General features: G+C 54.5%; 12 protein-coding genes. All 12 read right to left on the bottom strand.

The features are described 5' to 3' along the window. Positions 1-35 precede the first annotated feature (35 nt). The 12 genes from BLW29_RS10225 to purQ all read right to left on the bottom strand — a co-directional run bounded on the left by BLW29_RS10225 (position 36) and on the right by purQ (position 16,416). Positions 36-1,142, bottom strand: coding sequence for a DUF3048 domain-containing protein (locus BLW29_RS10225; protein WP_256208497.1), 1,107 nt, complete (start codon positions 1,140-1,142; stop codon positions 36-38). Between the two features lie 683 nt (positions 1,143-1,825). Further along, complete coding sequence (locus BLW29_RS10220; protein ID WP_090978938.1) at positions 1,826-3,241, bottom strand: sensor histidine kinase; 1,416 nt, start codon at positions 3,239-3,241, stop codon at positions 1,826-1,828. Further along, positions 3,238-4,062 (bottom strand): response regulator transcription factor, encoded by an 825-nt coding sequence (locus tag BLW29_RS10215; RefSeq protein ID WP_090978935.1) that lies wholly within the window; start codon positions 4,060-4,062, stop codon positions 3,238-3,240. Before BLW29_RS10215 ends, BLW29_RS10220 begins: the two co-directional genes overlap by 4 nt. 123 nt (positions 4,063-4,185) lie before the next feature. Continuing rightward, on the bottom strand, positions 4,186-5,577 hold the full coding sequence (locus BLW29_RS10210) for a hypothetical protein (protein ID WP_090978932.1): 1,392 nt from the start codon (positions 5,575-5,577) through the stop codon (positions 4,186-4,188). A 22-nt stretch (positions 5,578-5,599) separates the two neighbouring features. Continuing rightward, positions 5,600-6,565 (bottom strand): polysaccharide deacetylase family protein, encoded by a 966-nt coding sequence (locus tag BLW29_RS10205; RefSeq protein ID WP_090978929.1) that lies wholly within the window; start codon positions 6,563-6,565, stop codon positions 5,600-5,602. A 466-nt stretch (positions 6,566-7,031) separates the two neighbouring features. After that, positions 7,032-8,300, bottom strand: a complete 1,269-nt coding sequence (gene purD / locus BLW29_RS10200) for a phosphoribosylamine--glycine ligase (RefSeq protein ID WP_090978923.1) — start codon at positions 8,298-8,300, stop codon at positions 7,032-7,034. A gap of 30 nt (positions 8,301-8,330) precedes the next feature. Next, positions 8,331-9,878, bottom strand: a complete 1,548-nt coding sequence (purH, locus tag BLW29_RS10195; protein WP_090978920.1) for a bifunctional phosphoribosylaminoimidazolecarboxamide formyltransferase/IMP cyclohydrolase — start codon at positions 9,876-9,878, stop codon at positions 8,331-8,333. Between the two features lie 271 nt (positions 9,879-10,149). Next, the gene (gene purN, locus BLW29_RS10190; protein ID WP_090978917.1) at positions 10,150-10,761 is read right to left on the bottom strand and encodes a phosphoribosylglycinamide formyltransferase; all 612 of its coding nucleotides are present in this window, start codon (positions 10,759-10,761) and stop codon (positions 10,150-10,152) included. Beyond that, complete coding sequence (purM, locus tag BLW29_RS10185) at positions 10,761-11,804, bottom strand: phosphoribosylformylglycinamidine cyclo-ligase (RefSeq protein WP_090978914.1); 1,044 nt, start codon at positions 11,802-11,804, stop codon at positions 10,761-10,763. Before purM ends, purN begins: the two co-directional genes overlap by 1 nt. 232 nt (positions 11,805-12,036) lie before the next feature. Then, positions 12,037-13,515 (bottom strand): amidophosphoribosyltransferase, encoded by a 1,479-nt coding sequence (gene purF / locus BLW29_RS10180; RefSeq protein ID WP_090979130.1) that lies wholly within the window; start codon positions 13,513-13,515, stop codon positions 12,037-12,039. Continuing rightward, on the bottom strand, positions 13,500-15,743 hold the full coding sequence (gene purL, locus BLW29_RS10175) for a phosphoribosylformylglycinamidine synthase subunit PurL (protein ID WP_090978911.1): 2,244 nt from the start codon (positions 15,741-15,743) through the stop codon (positions 13,500-13,502). The genes purF and purL overlap by 16 nt, the downstream gene beginning before the upstream one ends. Next, entirely contained in the window at positions 15,721-16,416 is a 696-nt protein-coding gene (purQ, locus tag BLW29_RS10170) for a phosphoribosylformylglycinamidine synthase subunit PurQ (protein ID WP_090978908.1), read from the bottom strand. The genes purL and purQ overlap by 23 nt, the downstream gene beginning before the upstream one ends. Positions 16,417-16,418: the final 2 nt, after the last annotated feature.

Genomic DNA, 16,418 nt, shown 5'->3' with positions numbered 1-16,418 from the left:
CCTCCAGGTCGTTCGTTGCACGTCTAATCTTCTCATTATATGCCGAGCTTCACATGCCCCGCAAACGTCGGCGTCATCGGAACGATGTGATAGAAGGTATGTCCAGGTACGAATGGCAGCTCCTGCCCGTCCTTCATGAGGCGAATAACGCCGTCGCTGCTGCGTTCCCATGTGCAGTCGACTGCCTTGCCTTTCTGGATCAGCATCGCCGGACCGCCGCTCTCCAGATCGATCTCAAGTCTGCCATAGTCGTCGTAAGTCTTATGCTTCGCGCCGATGACGACCAGATTCGTTGCCGTGAGCTGATTGTTCGTAGTGAGATCGGTATGCGGCTTACCGTTAATCGAGCGTTCATAGAGCCCCGTCGCCTCGTTGTAGCGGTAGGAAGGCTTATAATCCTTCAGCAGAAAATGAATCTCGACCGTCGTTGCCGCCGTTCCCGCTGCCGTCGCCCCTTGCTCGGACCAAGTAAACGTCGGGATATCGACGGTTTCGGCATATTTCTTCTTCGCGGCTCCGGCACGCAACTTCTCCAGATTGGAGTACAGATTGTGCGGCGGTTTGCGGAACGATTCACGGTAGAAGTAAGCACCGGCATTGGAGATTTCGTCTAAGTAATCTTTGTTATGATGCTGCAGGATATCATAGCCATCTGTGCTCGCGCCAGCGTGGGCCAGTACAGAATGGTAGGCTTCGCCGATCCGAATCAGGTACGGGCGATTGCTGCGAATCGGGCCGATCGGATTCGTTGAAGTGTCGCTTTGGAAGACGGCTACAAGGCGCGTAATGCCTCCCTCGGCAAGCACTTCCCAGACGACGTCGGCGTTCGGCAATCCCGATTGCGGACGCGCCGCAGCGAAGTTGTTGACCATCACGGCGATCGGACGCTGCGTGGCTTCGCTATCCAGCGGCAAGCCGGTCAGCGGTGCAATATATTGAGGCGGATCCACAGCGGGCGGATCAACCGGCGCCGTCTCTGCAGGCGCTTCCGCTTGTTCCGTCGGTTCTTCGGCGACCGGTGGCGTATCGTTGACGTTAAGCTTCCCCTCATTGCAGCCTGTGAGCACCATACCTGCCACAAGCAGCATGACTACGCCAAGCACGAGTGTAAAGCGAAAGGATGACCGTCTAGCATGCTTCATCTGCGAGCCCACCTTCTGGAAGAATTGAGTAGTTTGGATATTATTTATTAAACCACAAGTGCGGTGGAATTGTCTTCCGCTGTTGCTAAGAATGAATAGTCCGGCGTGATAGCTCTAACGAATCACACAGGTCTTATTTGCCCCAAAATGACTCCAAAAAAATTCTAACGAATCGTACAAGCCCTATTTGGCCATATGTTGCTATGTAAGAGCCAATTTCCCCACAATAAGCCCTCTACGATTCGTTAGAATCTCGAAGCCCCGAATTCCAGCGAAATAAGCCCTCTCAGATTCGTTAGATTTTCGCAGCATGGGTCCTCTGGTGCGGAATACGGTTTGTTCCCCCTCCTCGTATACTCCACCTAACATTTGGCACACTAATTCTATCTCGCTTCACCCGAGGGGGCTGTGTATGCCAGCTTTTATCGACTGGATCACCGCACATTGGTTCTCCAGCCTTGTCATCTTATTGGCTATCTTCGCGATCGCCTATGTAACCAAGAATCACAAGTCGCTGTTCTATAAAGAATAGATGCAAGCTCCTCAAATAACCCGGTCGGCCGCAGCCGATCGGGTTATTTGAGGTTTGCCGCGTCCGAGGGTTGTCGGCGGTTGGTGCTGTGTCGAGTGAATCGCGGGAGGCGCAGGAGCTGTTGCTGTTATTGATACTGCTACTCCCGTAGTTACAGCTGCGGCTGTGGCGCCTGCTGTGCGCGAATAAGCGGCAGCGCAATCGTCACCGCTGTGCCTTCGCCAACGGTGCTCTCCACACGGAAGCTGCCGCCGTGTAGCTCGACGATCTCTTTGCAGATGGCTAGGCCCAGTCCGCTTCCGGAGCGCTGGCTTGTCCCTTTGTAGAACTTCTCGGTGACATGGGGCAAATCCTCAGGCGGAATGCCGCTCCCCGTATCTTGAATCCGGACTCGTGCCATCCCATCGTCTTGATCGGCCGATACCGTAATCGTCCCATTTCGTGGAGTAAATTTAAGCGCATTGTCGAGCACATTAATGAACACTTGCTTGAGCCGGTTAGCATCCACTTCGGCAACGAGCGGTTTATCCCCGCCGGTTCCTACAATGGCAATCGATTCACGCTGTCCGCGCGCTTCGAACTGGCGGATCGTTTCTTCGATCGTCTTCCGTATGTCGAGCGACTCGGGATGCAGCACGATGCTCTTGGCATAGAGCTTCGAGAAGTCGAGCAGATCCTCTACGAGTCCCGCCAACCGTTCCGTCTCCCGGTCAATGATCGCAAGCCCCAGATTCAGCTCTTCGACATCGCTCGGATCACCGGAGGCCAGCGTCTCGCTCCAGCCTTTAATCGAAGTAAGCGGCGTCCGCAGCTCATGGGAGATGGAAGAGATAAAGTCCTCTTTCAGCTTCTCGCGCCGCGTAAGCTCCGAGGCCATTGTGTTCAGCGTTTCCCCCAATCGCCCGATCTCATCTCGGTCATGCGGTGCTGCGCGGCGCGTCCAATCGCCTTCGGCCATCTTCTCGGCCACTCGCGTCAGGTTGCGGATCGGTTTGGCGATTCGATTCGCAATCAACACGCTCATCGTGAAGAAGAGCAGCACGACCACCGTACCGACAAACAGCGTAATCCACAGCACGTTGCGCACGGTAGTGTCCACTTCTTTGAGCGAAGCGGTATAGCGAAACATCGCCACCACGCGCTGGCCCTGCTTGACCGGCAGCGTAACTGCCGCGATCCGCTCGTTCGTCAGCGGGTCTGTGCCTCGCCAGACCCCTTTTCCGCCGGAGATCGCACGGCTGACATCCGGCGTCTCCGCAAGCTTGCCATCGCCGCCAAGTCCGTTGCTATCGACGACGATAACGCCGGAGCCGGTAAGCAGCTGGAGATAGGCAGTGCCTTCGGACATATTTTGCAGCATGTATCTGGCTTTCTCTCTCATCGGTTCGTACGCGATCATCCGATTATGTAGGGCCGCCTCCGTCTCTGCACGCTGCAGAACAGAGCCGACCGCGCTGCTGTAATAGTAGTTCCAGACGAGGGTCACGAACATCGAACCGAGCATCACGACCACGAGCACGATCAGGATGCCATAGCTCCATACGATGCGTGTGCGCAGGCTTCTCATTGCTCGTCGCTCCGTTTCCAGCGGTAGCCATACCCCCACAAGGTCTCGATATGCTGCGGATCGGAAGGCTGAATCTCGATCTTCTGGCGGATGCGGCGAATGTTCACGTCGACGATCTTCAGATCACCGACATAATGGCGTCCCCATACCGCATTCAAAATATCATCCCGACTAAGCCCCTCTCCCTCACGCTCCATCAGCAGCTTCACAAGCGTCCATTCCGTCGGCGTGAGCACGATCTCGACGCCATCCTTCCACAGCCGGCGCTCCGCCGAAGACAGGCGAAACGCCCCCGAGCTCAGCTCGCCTGGCCGCTGGGGCACCGGCTGCGCAGCGCCTCCCGCCGAGGCGACGGAGCCCCCATGCGCCGCAGGCGCGGGCAAGGCTCCTGCCTCGGCAGCGGGAGCTCCTGCAGCAGCCCCGTCACCGCCGAGCGCCGGCTCCTCCCCAAGCGGCTGCATACGCCGCTTAAGGGCGTTCAGCCGGGCGACAAGCTCGCCCGGGCTGAACGGCTTCTGCACATAATCGTCCGCGCCAAGCTCAAGGCCGCGGATCTTATCTTCCTCCTGCGACTTTGCCGTCAGCATGATGATGCCCATACGGGGAAATTGCTGCCTAAGCTGCTCGCATACTTCGAACCCACTAATGCCTGGCAGCATCAGATCAAGCAGCGCAACATCAAAAGGCGGGGAAGCCGCCAGCGCAAGCGCCAAAGCAGTTTCCCCATCCTCGGCCTCCGTCACTTCCATGCCGCCTCGTTTTAGATTAATGCGGACAAACCCGCGAATCGCTTCTTCATCCTCAACAATTAATATTTTCAAAGCAGCAGTTCCCCTCTTTTCTCATCCAAGTTGAAACGGCGGCTGTCGTCCTCCTCTTGGAGTCGCAGCGCGTTTCATTCCGGTGTAATATCCGCATTGAGCTTACATGCCCAGATTAACAACTTAACTTTCCGGCAGCAGCTTGAAAAGCTTGCGCATCGTCGCCTCATCCGGCGGGAAGATGCCACTCGGCTTCTCCGTATCTTCCTTCACAAACGGGGCATCCCATATCGCTACATAGACCAGCCCGCTTCCACTGCCAAGCTGCACGAAGCGGCTCCCTTCCTCTTGCAGCTGCTGCTCTTTATTGTTCCACTCTGCAATGGGAATGACACGCAGCGCCAGTATCCCCTCGCGCCGATTCGTCTCCTCATCAAACTGATCAAGCGCAACATCGTCGCTATTCCCATCCGTTAGTCTTCGGAACGTGTAATGGCTCCATTCCATCGGCAGAGACAACGCGTATGATCGAATTGTATCCACATATTGTTCGCCAACAACGTCAAACCCGTCGACACCGTTCCACTGCTTATATTGCTGAATCCATAATAAATCGCTGTAGGCCACACCTTCAGATTGACCGGGAGCCTCGCGCAGTTCGATCACATCCAGAATACCATCCCCATTGCCATCATCACTCAGCTGCATGGTTGCATTGATTTGCACATTCTCGTCGCCGGATTGTTTAGGCGGGTAGATCGAAACCAGCTTTCCTGCTTCCCAGGCATACATCGTAGTCATGGATGAGTTCGCGCCAATAGCCGCGTCTGCGAGCACACCATATTTATCCTTCGCGATTTTGCCAAGCTTCACCTGCAAATATTCATTCACGGTGCCATCCAGCGCAGCGGAAGCCATCTTCGTCACACGGTCCCCTGCAAAATGATATATTCCAATCGAAGCCGTCAGCTTCTGGCGCTGCAATTGGATTAAAGCAAGCTCATCGTGACCGTCGCCTTCCGCATCACCGACGCCGAGCGTGTCGTAAGGCAGCTCTGCAATCGGCTTCGGTGCTACGATTCCACTAGTTGCAGGCACATGATAAAGGGTCAAAATATGCTGTGGCTCCCCATACTGGTTCCACCCGATAAGCACCTCAGGCTCTCCGTCCCGGTCTAAGTCAACCGTACGCAGCACATCGATGCCGTAGCTGGATGTCTCGTCGAACGTAAACCACTGCTGCCAGCCGATGTCCGCACTTCGCTTCAGTACCATCACATGCTCCGTGCCGCTCTCATCCGAGTAGATGACAAAAGCCTCCTGTTTCCCATCACCATCCGCATCCATCTTGACCACAGCCGAATTCGACCGCTCCTGCATGGCAAGCGACAGCTTGGCTCTCGCCGGAAGATGATCGCGAACGGCCGAAGCCAGCTCGGCGTTCTCCGGCGTTGACCGCGGATTAAGCAGCAGATCAGCAGGCGTCGCCGTATACTGACAGCCGGATACGATTAAGAAGCAGAGCAAGACGCCGGCCAGAACAGCGGTTTTTTTGATCCATTGCGATACGTTCATCCCTCGTGCTCCTTCCGCACTGTCAGCCGTTCTTCGTCTTCGCATGATTGCTATGTGCTTTTGCAGCCAGCAGCTCACTCACGGTAACGAAGGTGTAGCCCTTGTTTTGCAGATCTTTAATGATGAGCGGCAGAAGTTCTACCGTGTTGCGGATATGTTTGCTTCCGAATGAATGCATAAGGATAATTCCGCCGGGATGCGTGTTCTTGTTCACGTTAGCCCGCATTGCAGCAACCGAGCTGCCCGCCCAATCGCGCGTATCGACCGTCCACCCGATCAGCTCGCGTCCATTGTCTTTCACAATCTGCTTCAGCAGCGGCGAGGTAGCGCCATACGGCGCTCGGACCAAATGGGGCACATAGCCGATCTGGTTATTTATTAAGGCGTCTGTCCATTTAATTTGATTCATAATAGGATCGCTGTCAAGCTTGGACAAATCTTTATGCGCATAGCTGTGATTGCCGATCTCGCTGCCTTCATCGCGGATGCGTCTCATCACTTTGCCGTATTTTTTCACTTGGATCCCTACCGTAAAGAAAGTGGCATGGATCTTCTTCGCTTTCAGAATATCGAGTATAGCCGGTGTGTAATGACTGTCCGGCCCGTCGTCGAACGTTAAGGCAACCAACTTCTCGCCTTTCGTCGTAACAAAATCCGTCTGCTGCTCGGTCGGCTGATCCAGCATAACAGGTGGCTGAATCGTAACAACGGGCGGCTTAGGATGAAGCAGCGCAACCGTTTCTCCGGGAGCCGATACAACGGGCTCGTCATCCTTGTCGCCGCCGCCACCACCGCCGCCTGAATGATTCCAATCTGCATGGGATGCAGACCCCGAACCGCCTTTGCCGATATCGGCGTGCGTCCCGGCATCTCCCGCCAATTCATGCTTGCTCAATCCGCAGCTGGTCGACAATAGGCCTACCATTAGCGTAACCACAATCAATGTGGCTAGTCTTCTCTGATGTCGCAATTCTCGCAGCTGTCGCATCCTACCAATCCTCTCGCACTTCTTCTACTTCCTATGCTAGTAGATTTAGGCGACTTAGTAGTTACAAAGAAGTAACACCTCGCTTGCCAAACTATGGCCCTCTGCCTAAACAATGGCAGGTTGCGACTATGTAGACTCCCTGGTCCGCTACATGCGCTCATTCCTCCGAATTTGCTCCTATATAGACTTCCTGATTCGCTACATCCGCTCATTCCGCCGAACTTGCTCCTATGCAGACTCCCTGGTCCGCTACATGCGCTCATTCCGCTGAATTCACTCCTATGTAGACTCCCTGGTTCGCTACATGCGCTCATTCCGCCGAATTTGCTCTTATGTAGACTTCCTGGTCCGCTACATGTGCTCATTTCGCCGGTGTGTGGATAGTGTGGGGAAGTGTGTTGATACGAAAAAAAGAGTTGTCCACATGTGGACAACTCTTTTTCGTCGTTGCTGACGTTCACGCATACTATTTCAGCGCTTTCGCCGCAATATCGGTACGGCAATGCATGCCGTCAAAATGTATCGCAGCCGCTGCTTCGTACGCCTTCGCGCGCGCTTCAGCAATATTGCTGCCACGGCCGACGATGCCGAGCACGCGTCCGCCGTTCGTTACGATTTCGCCTTCGGCCGAAAGAGCCGTACCGGCGTGGAATACGAGCGCGCCCTGCGCTTTGGCAGCTTCCAGACCAGAGATCGGAAGGCCTTTCGGGTAGGCTGCCGGGTAACCTTCTGATGCGGCAATAACGCATACCGCAGCTTCTTCGCTCCACTCGATTTCTAGCTGATCGAGACGTCCGTTCATGGAAGCGAGCACGATATCGAGCAGATCGGTCTTCAGGCGAGGAAGCACGACCTGTGTCTCCGGATCGCCCATCCGTGCGTTGAACTCAATCGTCTTAGGGCCGTCTTTGGTGATCATGAGACCTGCGAATAGGACGCCGCGGAATGGACGACCTTCGCTAACCATCGCTTTTGCCGTCGGCTTGATGATGTTCTCGATGGACTCTTCCACGATGGCCGGATCGATATGCGGCAGCGGTGAATACGTGCCCATACCGCCTGTGTTTGGTCCTTTGTCGTTATCGTAGACAGGCTTGTGATCTTGAGCCGGTACCATTGCGCGCACCGTTTCGCCATCCACGAAAGCCAGGATCGACATCTCTTGTCCCGACAGGAACTCCTCGATGACGACGCGTCCACCGGATTCGCCGAACACTTTGCCTACCATCATGCCATGGAGCGCTTCTTCAGCTTCTTCCAACGTCGCCGCAACCGTTACGCCTTTACCTGCAGCGAGGCCGTCTGCTTTCACGACGATCGGCAGCTCTTGCTCGCGCAAGTAAGCCAGTGCTGTCTCGTATTCGGTGAACGTCTCGTATTTAGCTGTCGGAATCTCGTATTTCTTCAGCAAATTTTTCATGAAGATTTTGCTGCCTTCGATTTCAGCCGCATTCTTGCGAGGTCCGTAGACTGGAATATTGCGCGCTTCAAAAGCGTCGACAATACCGTCCGCAAGCGGATCATCTGGTCCTACGAAGACCAGATCCACCGCGTTATCGCATGCAAACTGCATGAGCTCGTCGAACCGGTTAACCGGAATCGGCGCGCATTCTGCCAGCTCGGCAATACCTGCATTACCCGGCGCACAGAAAATCTTGCTTACTTTCTCGCTCTTATTCAGCGCCCAGACGATGGCGTGCTCACGCCCGCCGCCGCCGATGACCATAATCCGCAAAGGAAACCCTCCTTTTATGCCAAGCCTGTACTAGTGTTTAAAATGACGAACGCCCGTCAGCACCATCGCAATGTTATGCGCATTGGCTACTGCGATCGATTCCTCGTCCTTGATCGAGCCGCCCGGTTGGATAACGGCCGTGATGCCGGCTTTCGCTGCCAGCTCCAGCGTGTCGCCCATTGGGAAGAACGCGTCGGATGCAAGAACGGCGCCTTTAGCTTTGTCGCCGGCTTGCTCGATCGCGATGCGAGCTGCGCCGACACGGTTCATTTGACCTGCGCCTACGCCGACTGTCATATCGTCCGATGCCAGAAGGATCGCGTTCGACTTCACATGCTTTACAACCTTCCAACCGAATAGCAGCTGCTTCAGCTCTTCTTCTGTTGGCTTGCGGTTCGTGACGATTTGGATGTCTGCTTCCGTCAGGCTGTGGACATCGCTCTCTTGTACGAGCATGCCGCCGTCTACGCTCGTTACGAGCCATTCCGGCTTGCGCTCGCTTGCCGCTTGGATTTCGCCAAGCTTCATCAAGCGAATGTTCTTCTTCTTCGTCAGCACTTCAAGCGCTTCAGGCGTGAAGTCCGGTGCAATGACGATCTCCAGGAAAATCTCGCTCAGCAGTTTAGCCGTCTCTACGCCGATTGCACGGTTAGCCGCTACAATGCCGCCGAAGATCGAAGTAGGATCTGCTGCGTATGCTTTCTGGTAGGCTTCGTGAATGTCGCTGCCGATACCCACGCCACAAGGATTCATATGTTTTACCGCTACGACAGCTGGCTCGTTGAATTCTTTTACGATAGCGAGCGCCGCGTTAGCGTCGTTGATATTGTTGTAGGACAGCTCTTTGCCGTGCAGCTGCTCAGCAGTTGTGATGTTGCCTGCGGATGCCAGCGGCTTGCGGTAGAATGCTGCTTTCTGATGCGGGTTCTCGCCATAACGCAGATCCTGCACTTTCTCGTACGTAACGGTGTAGCTCTCAGGCAGCGGATTGCCTTGCAGCTTCGAGAGGTAGTCCGAGATGAGCGCATCGTAAGCACCGGTGTGGCGGAATACTTTTGCAGCGAGGCTCTTACGAGTCTCAAGCGTCGTATCTCCTTGCGCTTTCACTTCGTCGAGCACGGTTTGGTAGTCCGCCGCGTCTACGACTACGGTTACGAAAGCGTGGTTCTTCGCTGCTGAACGAAGCATCGTCGGGCCGCCGATATCGATGTTCTCGATCGCATCCTCGTAGGATACATCCGGCTTAGCAATCGTCGCTGCAAAAGGATACAGGTTCACGACAACCAAGTCGATGTAGTCGAGACCAAGCTCTTGCATCGCTTTCTGATGCTCTTCGTCATCGCGAACGGCAAGCAGACCGCTGTGCACCGCTGGGTGCAGCGTCTTCACGCGGCCATCCAGAATCTCCGGGAAGCCCGTTACATCGGAGATTCCGATAACCGGAACGCCTTCCTTCTCCAGCAGGCTCGCCGTACCGCCTGTCGAAATAATTTGCACGCCAAGGCCAGCCAGCGCCCGCGAAAACTCCACAATCCCCGTCTTATCCGATACGCTAATAAGTGCTCTGCGAATGGTCAAAATAGAACCTCCTAAAAGTTTTTGCGCTGCCCCTCAGGAGCACGCATCTTGTACACTTGCATCTATATGTTAAAACCAGCTAACGCTTTGATATCCCGCCCACATGTTGCTCTGGGTGCTACTCTTGTGCTTGATTCGTCGGCTTCTAGCCCATGTGTTGCTCTCAGTGCTACTCTTACGCTCGATTCACCGGTTACTAGCCCATGTGTTGCTCTCAGTGCTACTCTTGTGCTTGATTCGTCGGCTTCTAGCCCATGTGTTGCTCTAGGTGCTACTTCACAATCACGTTCCGACCGTCGATCGCGACCGCCCCGGCGGCGATGCGCGAGACGACCCACGGGAGCAGCGCCTGCTCCGCCGCGTGGATTCGCGGTGCGAGCGTCTCCATCGTGTCGCCGTCCGCGATCTCGACCGTGCGCTGCGCGATAACCGCGCCGCTGTCCAGGCCGCCGTCTACGAAGTGAACGGTGACCCCCGTCACCTTCACGCCGTAAGCCAGCGCTTGGCCGATCCCGTTCACGCCTGGAAAAGCGGGCAGCAGCGACGGATGCACGTTGATCATCCGCCCGAAGAACGGCTCAACGAGCACCGGCGTCAGAATCCGCATATAGCCGGCCAGCACGATCAGCTCGATTCCGCGCCTTGTCAGCTCGGCCAGAATCTCCGTTTCATACGCTTCACGCGAAGCGTACTCCTTCGGCCGGAACGCAAAAACATCCACGCCGGCCTCTCTCGCGCGCTCAACTACAGGCGCCTCCGGCTTATCACAAACAAGAAGCTCGAGGCTTGCGCCCTCGAGCCTTTGTTGTTTTGCCGCATCCACGAGCGCCCCGAAGTTCGAGCCGAAGCCCGAAGCAAACACGGCGACGCGCATGCCGGCCATTAAACGTCAGCTCCCGTAAAGGTAACTACACGGCTGCCTTCCGTTACTTTACCGATAATGTAAGCATCCTCGCCAAGCTCGCGTGCAACGCGCAGCGCGTCTTCGGCTTGTTCAGCAGGAACGACAACGACCATCCCCACACCCATGTTGAAAGTTGTGAACATGTCGCGGTTCGTGATCGAGCCTTTCTCTTGCATCAGTCCGAAGATCGGTTGAATCGGCCATGAACCGTATGCAATCTCTACGTTAACGCCTTCAGGCAGAACCCGCGGAATGTTCTCGATAAATCCGCCACCTGTGATATGGGCCATCCCTTTAACTTGTACTTGTTTGATCAGCTCAAGAACGGATTTAACATAAATCCGAGTCGGCTCGATGATGACATCGCCGAGTTTCTTGCCGTCAAGCTCAGGCAGCTCCGCATCCAAGCTGTAGCCAGCTGTATCCAGAAGCAAACGACGAACCAGCGAGTAGCCATTGCTGTGGATACCGCTTGAAGCGAGACCTAGCACGACATCGCCAGGAGCGATCGTTTTGCCGTCGATGATGTTTTTCTTGTCTACGATTCCGACTGTGAAACCAGCGATATCGTATTCGTCGCCTTGGTACATGCCAGGCATTTCAGCCGTTTCGCCGCCGATCAGAGCGCAGCCGGACTGCACGCAGCCATCGGAAATCCCTTTCACGATCGCTTCGATCTTCGCAGGCTCTACTTTGCCGCAAGCCAGGTAATCGAGGAAGAACAGCGGCTCTGCGCCTTGAACGATAATATCGTTCACGCACATCGCAACCGCATCAATACCGATCGTGTCATGCTTGTCCATCGCAAAAGCAACCTTCAGCTTCGTACCCACACCATCCGTACCCGAAACCAATACCGGCTCCTCGTACTTGTCTTTATTAAGACCGAACAGACCGCCGAAGCCGCCAAGATCCGTCAACACTTCCGGACGGAACGTCTTCTTCACGTGTTTCTTCATCCGTTCGACTGCTTCGTTACCCGCCGAGATATCAACGCCGGCTTGTTTATAAGCTTCTGACACGATAGTCACTCCTTCATTATCATCAAACCTTAGGACATCAAGGTTTGTCATTTGGTTCTCACACCATTAAGGTGAATAAGTGGCCGAAGGCCGATATGGAGTCGGAACAGCGATAGCGGTCGCCTTTGTAGATGGATTTCCAACCTTTAAAGGTTAGAAATTCGAAGAAATCCATCTACAACAGCGAGTGGAGACCCATATCGGCCGGAGGCCGCTGTCTTCACCTTATATACTAACAGCTGCAGCTCTTCTCCGATGTCGGATCAACCGGTGTCGGATAATCATTATCGAAGCAAGCCAAGCACATGCCGCGATTGTATTCGCCGTCATTGCCGCCAACAGCCTCAATAAAGCCTTCATGGCTTAGGAAATATAACGAATCCGCATTGATCGCCTGGCGAATTTCTTCAACCGTCTTCTGCGACGCAATCAATTCCTTGCGGTCAGGCGTATCGATGCCGTAGTAGCAAGGGTTCTTGAACGGAGGCGAAGTAATGCACACATGAACCTCAGTCGCCCCTGCTTCGCGAAGCAGGTTAACGATGCGAAGGCTCGTAGTACCGCGCACGATCGAGTCATCGATCATGACTACACGCTTGCCTTCAACCACTTTGCGAACCGCAGACAGCTTCATTTTGACGCCTTTCTCACGAAGCTCTTGCGAAGGTTGAATGAACGTACGGCCTGTGTACTTGTTCTTAATCAGACCAAGCTCATAAGGAATGCCCGTTTGCTCCGCATACCCGATGGCTGCCGAAATACTGGAATCCGGTACGCCTGTTACGAGATCGGCATCGAAGAACGCTTCAAGTGCCAGCTTCTGACCCATACGCTTACGCGCCGAGTGCAGGTTGATTCCGTTAATGTCGCTATCCGGTCGTGCAAAATAAATATATTCCATCGCACAAGTCGCGCGGCGCTCCAGCTTCTCGAAACGATCCTCACGAAGACCGTTCTTATCCAGCACAAGCAGCTCGCCCGGCTGTACGTCACGTACATACTCAGCGCCGCAAGTTTCTAGCGCGCAGGTCTCCGAAGCGAATACATAACCGCCGTCGAGCTTACCCATAACGAGTGGACGAAGACCATGGCCGTCAGAGGCAACAAGCAGCTTGTCATTCGTCATAATGAGAAAAGCAAAACCGCCAATAATCCGCTGCAGCGCATCTTTTGCCGCACTGACGAAGTCTTTGTTCGAGCGCGCAATCAGATGGGCAATAACTTCCGTATCGCTTGTCGTTTGAAAAATCGATCCCTGGCTCTCCAGCTCCTTGCGGATCGAAGGCGCGTTCACGATATTACCGTTCGTTGCGACAGCGAGGTCGCCGTCACGATATTTGAAGACAAGCGGCTGCGCATTCGCGAGCTTGCTTTCCCCTGCAGTCGAATAGCGCACATGGCCGATGACACAGTTGCCCGGAAGGCCTTCCAGCGTTGGCTGGTCGAACACTTCCTTTACGAGACCCATGCCCCGGTGATACGTAAACTTGCCGGTTGTCGATTCCACTGCGGCCATGCCGGAGCTCTCTTCACCACGGTGCTGCAGCGCGTGCAGCCCGTAGTAGCCAAGGGAGCAGGCATCCGGGATGCCATACACCCCGAATACCCCGCACTCTTCACGCAATTTATCAAAAATATCATCCCGGCCAATGCCTTCGTTATAGTGATCGCCAGTCCACAGCTTCGGCAGCTGTTTTATTTCATCAGACATGGAATCGCATCCTTCCAAACCTTCTCCAGTTGATCCACCGGTGCATTGATGCCCGGTTTGCCATTAACAGTAACAACAAGTCCGCTTGTGCGTACGACGCCGAGTGCAGCGTTCGGTACGCCTTTATCCGTCAGGTACTTCTGCAGCGCCATCGCTTGCTCCGGTTTAGCCGATAGCAAAATACGGGATTGCGTCTCGCTGAACAATGCAGCGTCCGGACGCAGGTCAGTCGTAATGTCCACTTCAGCGCCAAGCTTGCCGCTGATTGCCGATTCCGCAAGCGCAACCGCTAGGCCGCCCTCGGACAAGTCATGCGCCGAAGCGACAAGACCTTCACGGATCGCGCCAAGCACGCCGTCAAGCAGCGTCTTCTCTGTAGCGAGGTCAATTTGCGGAGGACGTCCTTCGCTCTTGCCTTGCAGCACGTATTGCAATTCACTTCCGCCAAGCTCATGCTTCGTTTCGCCGGCAAGGAAGATCACATCGCCTTCTGCTTTGAAGCCTTGTGTCGTAATATGGTCAACGTCTTGCACGAGTCCAACCATGCCGATAACCGGTGTTGGGTAAATCGCGCCTTTCGCGTTCTCGTTGTACAAGCTCACGTTACCGCCGATAACCGGCGTATCAAGGATACGACAAGCATCGGAAATGCCGTCTGCCGCTTTCTCGAGCTGCCAGAACACTTCCGGCTTCTCCGGGCTGCCGAAGTTCAGGTTATCCGTGATCGCAAGCGGCTCAGCACCGGAACATACGATGTTGCGCGCTGCTTCTGCTACTGCGATACGTCCGCCTACTTCTGGATCAAGATATACATAGCGGCCGTTGCAATCCGTTGTCATCGCAAGCGCTTTGCGCGTTCCGCGAATCGTGACAACCGCAGCATCGGAGCCTGGTTGAACCGCAGTGCTTGTGCGCACCATGTAGTCATATTGGTTGTAAACCCACTCTTTGCTCGCAACTGTCGGCGAAGCCAATACTTGCTTAAGCGCACCTGTCAGGTCTGTTACTTCTGCATAAGCAGTCGTATCGATTGCTGCATTAGCCGCGTAGTAAGCAGGCTCTTGGGAAGGCTTGTCGTACATTGGGCACTCGTCAACGAGCGCTGTAACCGGCATATTCGCCACTTCTTCGCCTTGGTGGAACAGACGCAGACGGCCATCATCCGTAACTTTACCAACCTTCACGCAGATAATGCCCCAACGGTCAAAAATTTCCTGCGCTTGCGCTTCATGCTGCGGTTCAACAACGAAGAGCATACGCTCTTGCGACTCGGACAGCATCATTTCGTAAGGTGTCATGCCTTCTTCGCGCTGCGGCACCTCATCGAGGTACAGCTCCAAGCCGTTACCCGCTTTGGACGCCATCTCCGCGCTGGAGCAAGTCAGACCCGCTGCTCCCATATCTTGAATCCCGACAACGATGCCGGAATCAATAAGCTCTAGCGTTGCTTCCATAACCAGCTTCTCCATGAATGGATCGCCTACTTGGACAGCGGTACGTTTCTCTTCGGACTCTTCGGACAATTCAACCGAAGCGAATGTCGCACCGTGAATACCGTCACGACCTGTAGCAGGACCAACGTAGAATACCGGGTTGCCTACGCCTTTTGCGACACCACGCTGGATTTTATCATGATCGATAAGACCCACGCACATCGCGTTAACAAGCGGGTTGCCTTCGTAGCTCTCGTCGAACATAACTTCGCCTGCAACTGTCGGAATACCGATACAGTTTCCATAGCCTGCGATACCGCCAACTACGTGTTCGAACAAATATTTAACGCGCGGATTCTCAAGGTTACCGAAACGCAAGCTGTTCAGCAACGCAACCGGACGAGCACCCATGGAGAAAATGTCGCGGATAATGCCGCCTACGCCTGTTGCTGCGCCTTGATACGGCTCAACTGCGGATGGATGGTTATGCGATTCGATTTTGAAAACAACCGCTTGGTTGTCGCCGATATCGACGATACCCGCGCCTTCGCCCGGACCCATCAATACTTTTGGCCCTGTGATTGGGAACTTCTTCAGAATTTTCTTCGAGTTCTTGTAGGAGCAGTGCTCCGACCACATGACGCTGAAAACGCCGATTTCTGTATAGTTCGGCTTGCGTCCAAGAAAACCGCAAACCAGTTCATATTCATGATCCGTCACGCCGAACTGCGTATAAATGCGTTGATCCGCGATTTGTTCCGCTGTTGGCTCCTTAGCCGTTAACTGCTGCGCCATTCTTTTCCCTCCAAGCATTCAAAATCGATGTAAACATCCGTTTGCCGTCTTCCGAGCCAAGCAGTTGATCCACTGCGCGCTCTGGATGCGGCATCATGCCGACCACGTTGCCACGCTCATTGCTGATCCCTGCGATATTGTCGATGGAACCGTTCGGGTTCGTGTCACCCGCATAACGGAACACAATTTGGTTGTTTGCTTTCAGTTGCGCGAGTGTTTCGTCGTCGCAGTAGTAGTTGCCTTCGCCATGCGCGATTGGAATATCGATTACTTCACCAGCGCTATATTGGCTAGTGAAAGCTGTTTCGTTGTTCACTACTTCCAGCTGTGTTTGCTGGCAGATGAATTTCATGCCGTTGTTGCGGCGCAGTGCGCCTGGCAGCAAGCCCGCCTCCGTAAGGATTTGGAAGCCATTGCAGATACCAAGTACGAATTTGCCGGCTTCAGCTGCTTTCACAACTTCGTTCATTACCGGTGCAAAACGAGCAATTGCGCCGCAGCGCAGATAGTCTCCGTAGGAGAATCCGCCCGGCACGAGAATCGCATCATACGCGGAGAGGTCCGTAGCCGTATGCCATACGTATTCGACTTGCTGTCCGATTGTATCTTCTACTGCTTTGAAGCAGTCAATATCACAGTTGGAGCCTGGAAAAACGATAACCGCAAACTTCATCG

Source organism: Paenibacillus sp. CF384 (assembly GCF_900106745.1).
In the GTDB taxonomy this organism is placed as follows: domain Bacteria; phylum Bacillota; class Bacilli; order Paenibacillales; family Paenibacillaceae; genus Paenibacillus_Z.
This window is presented reverse-complemented; position numbering and strand designations above follow the sequence as displayed.

Excerpts from the sequence above, each read along its gene's own strand:
- BLW29_RS10220 (WP_090978938.1), bottom strand. The coding sequence starts at position 3,241 with ATGAGAAGCCTGCGCACACGCATCGTATGGAGCTATGGCATCCTGATC.
- BLW29_RS10205 (WP_090978929.1), bottom strand. The coding sequence starts at position 6,565 with ATGCGACAGCTGCGAGAATTGCGACATCAGAGAAGACTAGCCACATTG.
- BLW29_RS10225 (WP_256208497.1), bottom strand. The coding sequence starts at position 1,142 with ATGAAGCATGCTAGACGGTCATCCTTTCGCTTTACACTCGTGCTTGGC.
- purL (WP_090978911.1), bottom strand. The coding sequence starts at position 15,743 with ATGGCGCAGCAGTTAACGGCTAAGGAGCCAACAGCGGAACAAATCGCG.
- purQ (WP_090978908.1), bottom strand. The coding sequence starts at position 16,416 with ATGAAGTTTGCGGTTATCGTTTTTCCAGGCTCCAACTGTGATATTGAC.
- purF (WP_090979130.1), bottom strand. The coding sequence starts at position 13,515 with ATGTCTGATGAAATAAAACAGCTGCCGAAGCTGTGGACTGGCGATCAC.
- purN (WP_090978917.1), bottom strand. The coding sequence starts at position 10,761 with ATGGCCGGCATGCGCGTCGCCGTGTTTGCTTCGGGCTTCGGCTCGAAC.
- BLW29_RS10210 (WP_090978932.1), bottom strand. The coding sequence starts at position 5,577 with ATGAACGTATCGCAATGGATCAAAAAAACCGCTGTTCTGGCCGGCGTC.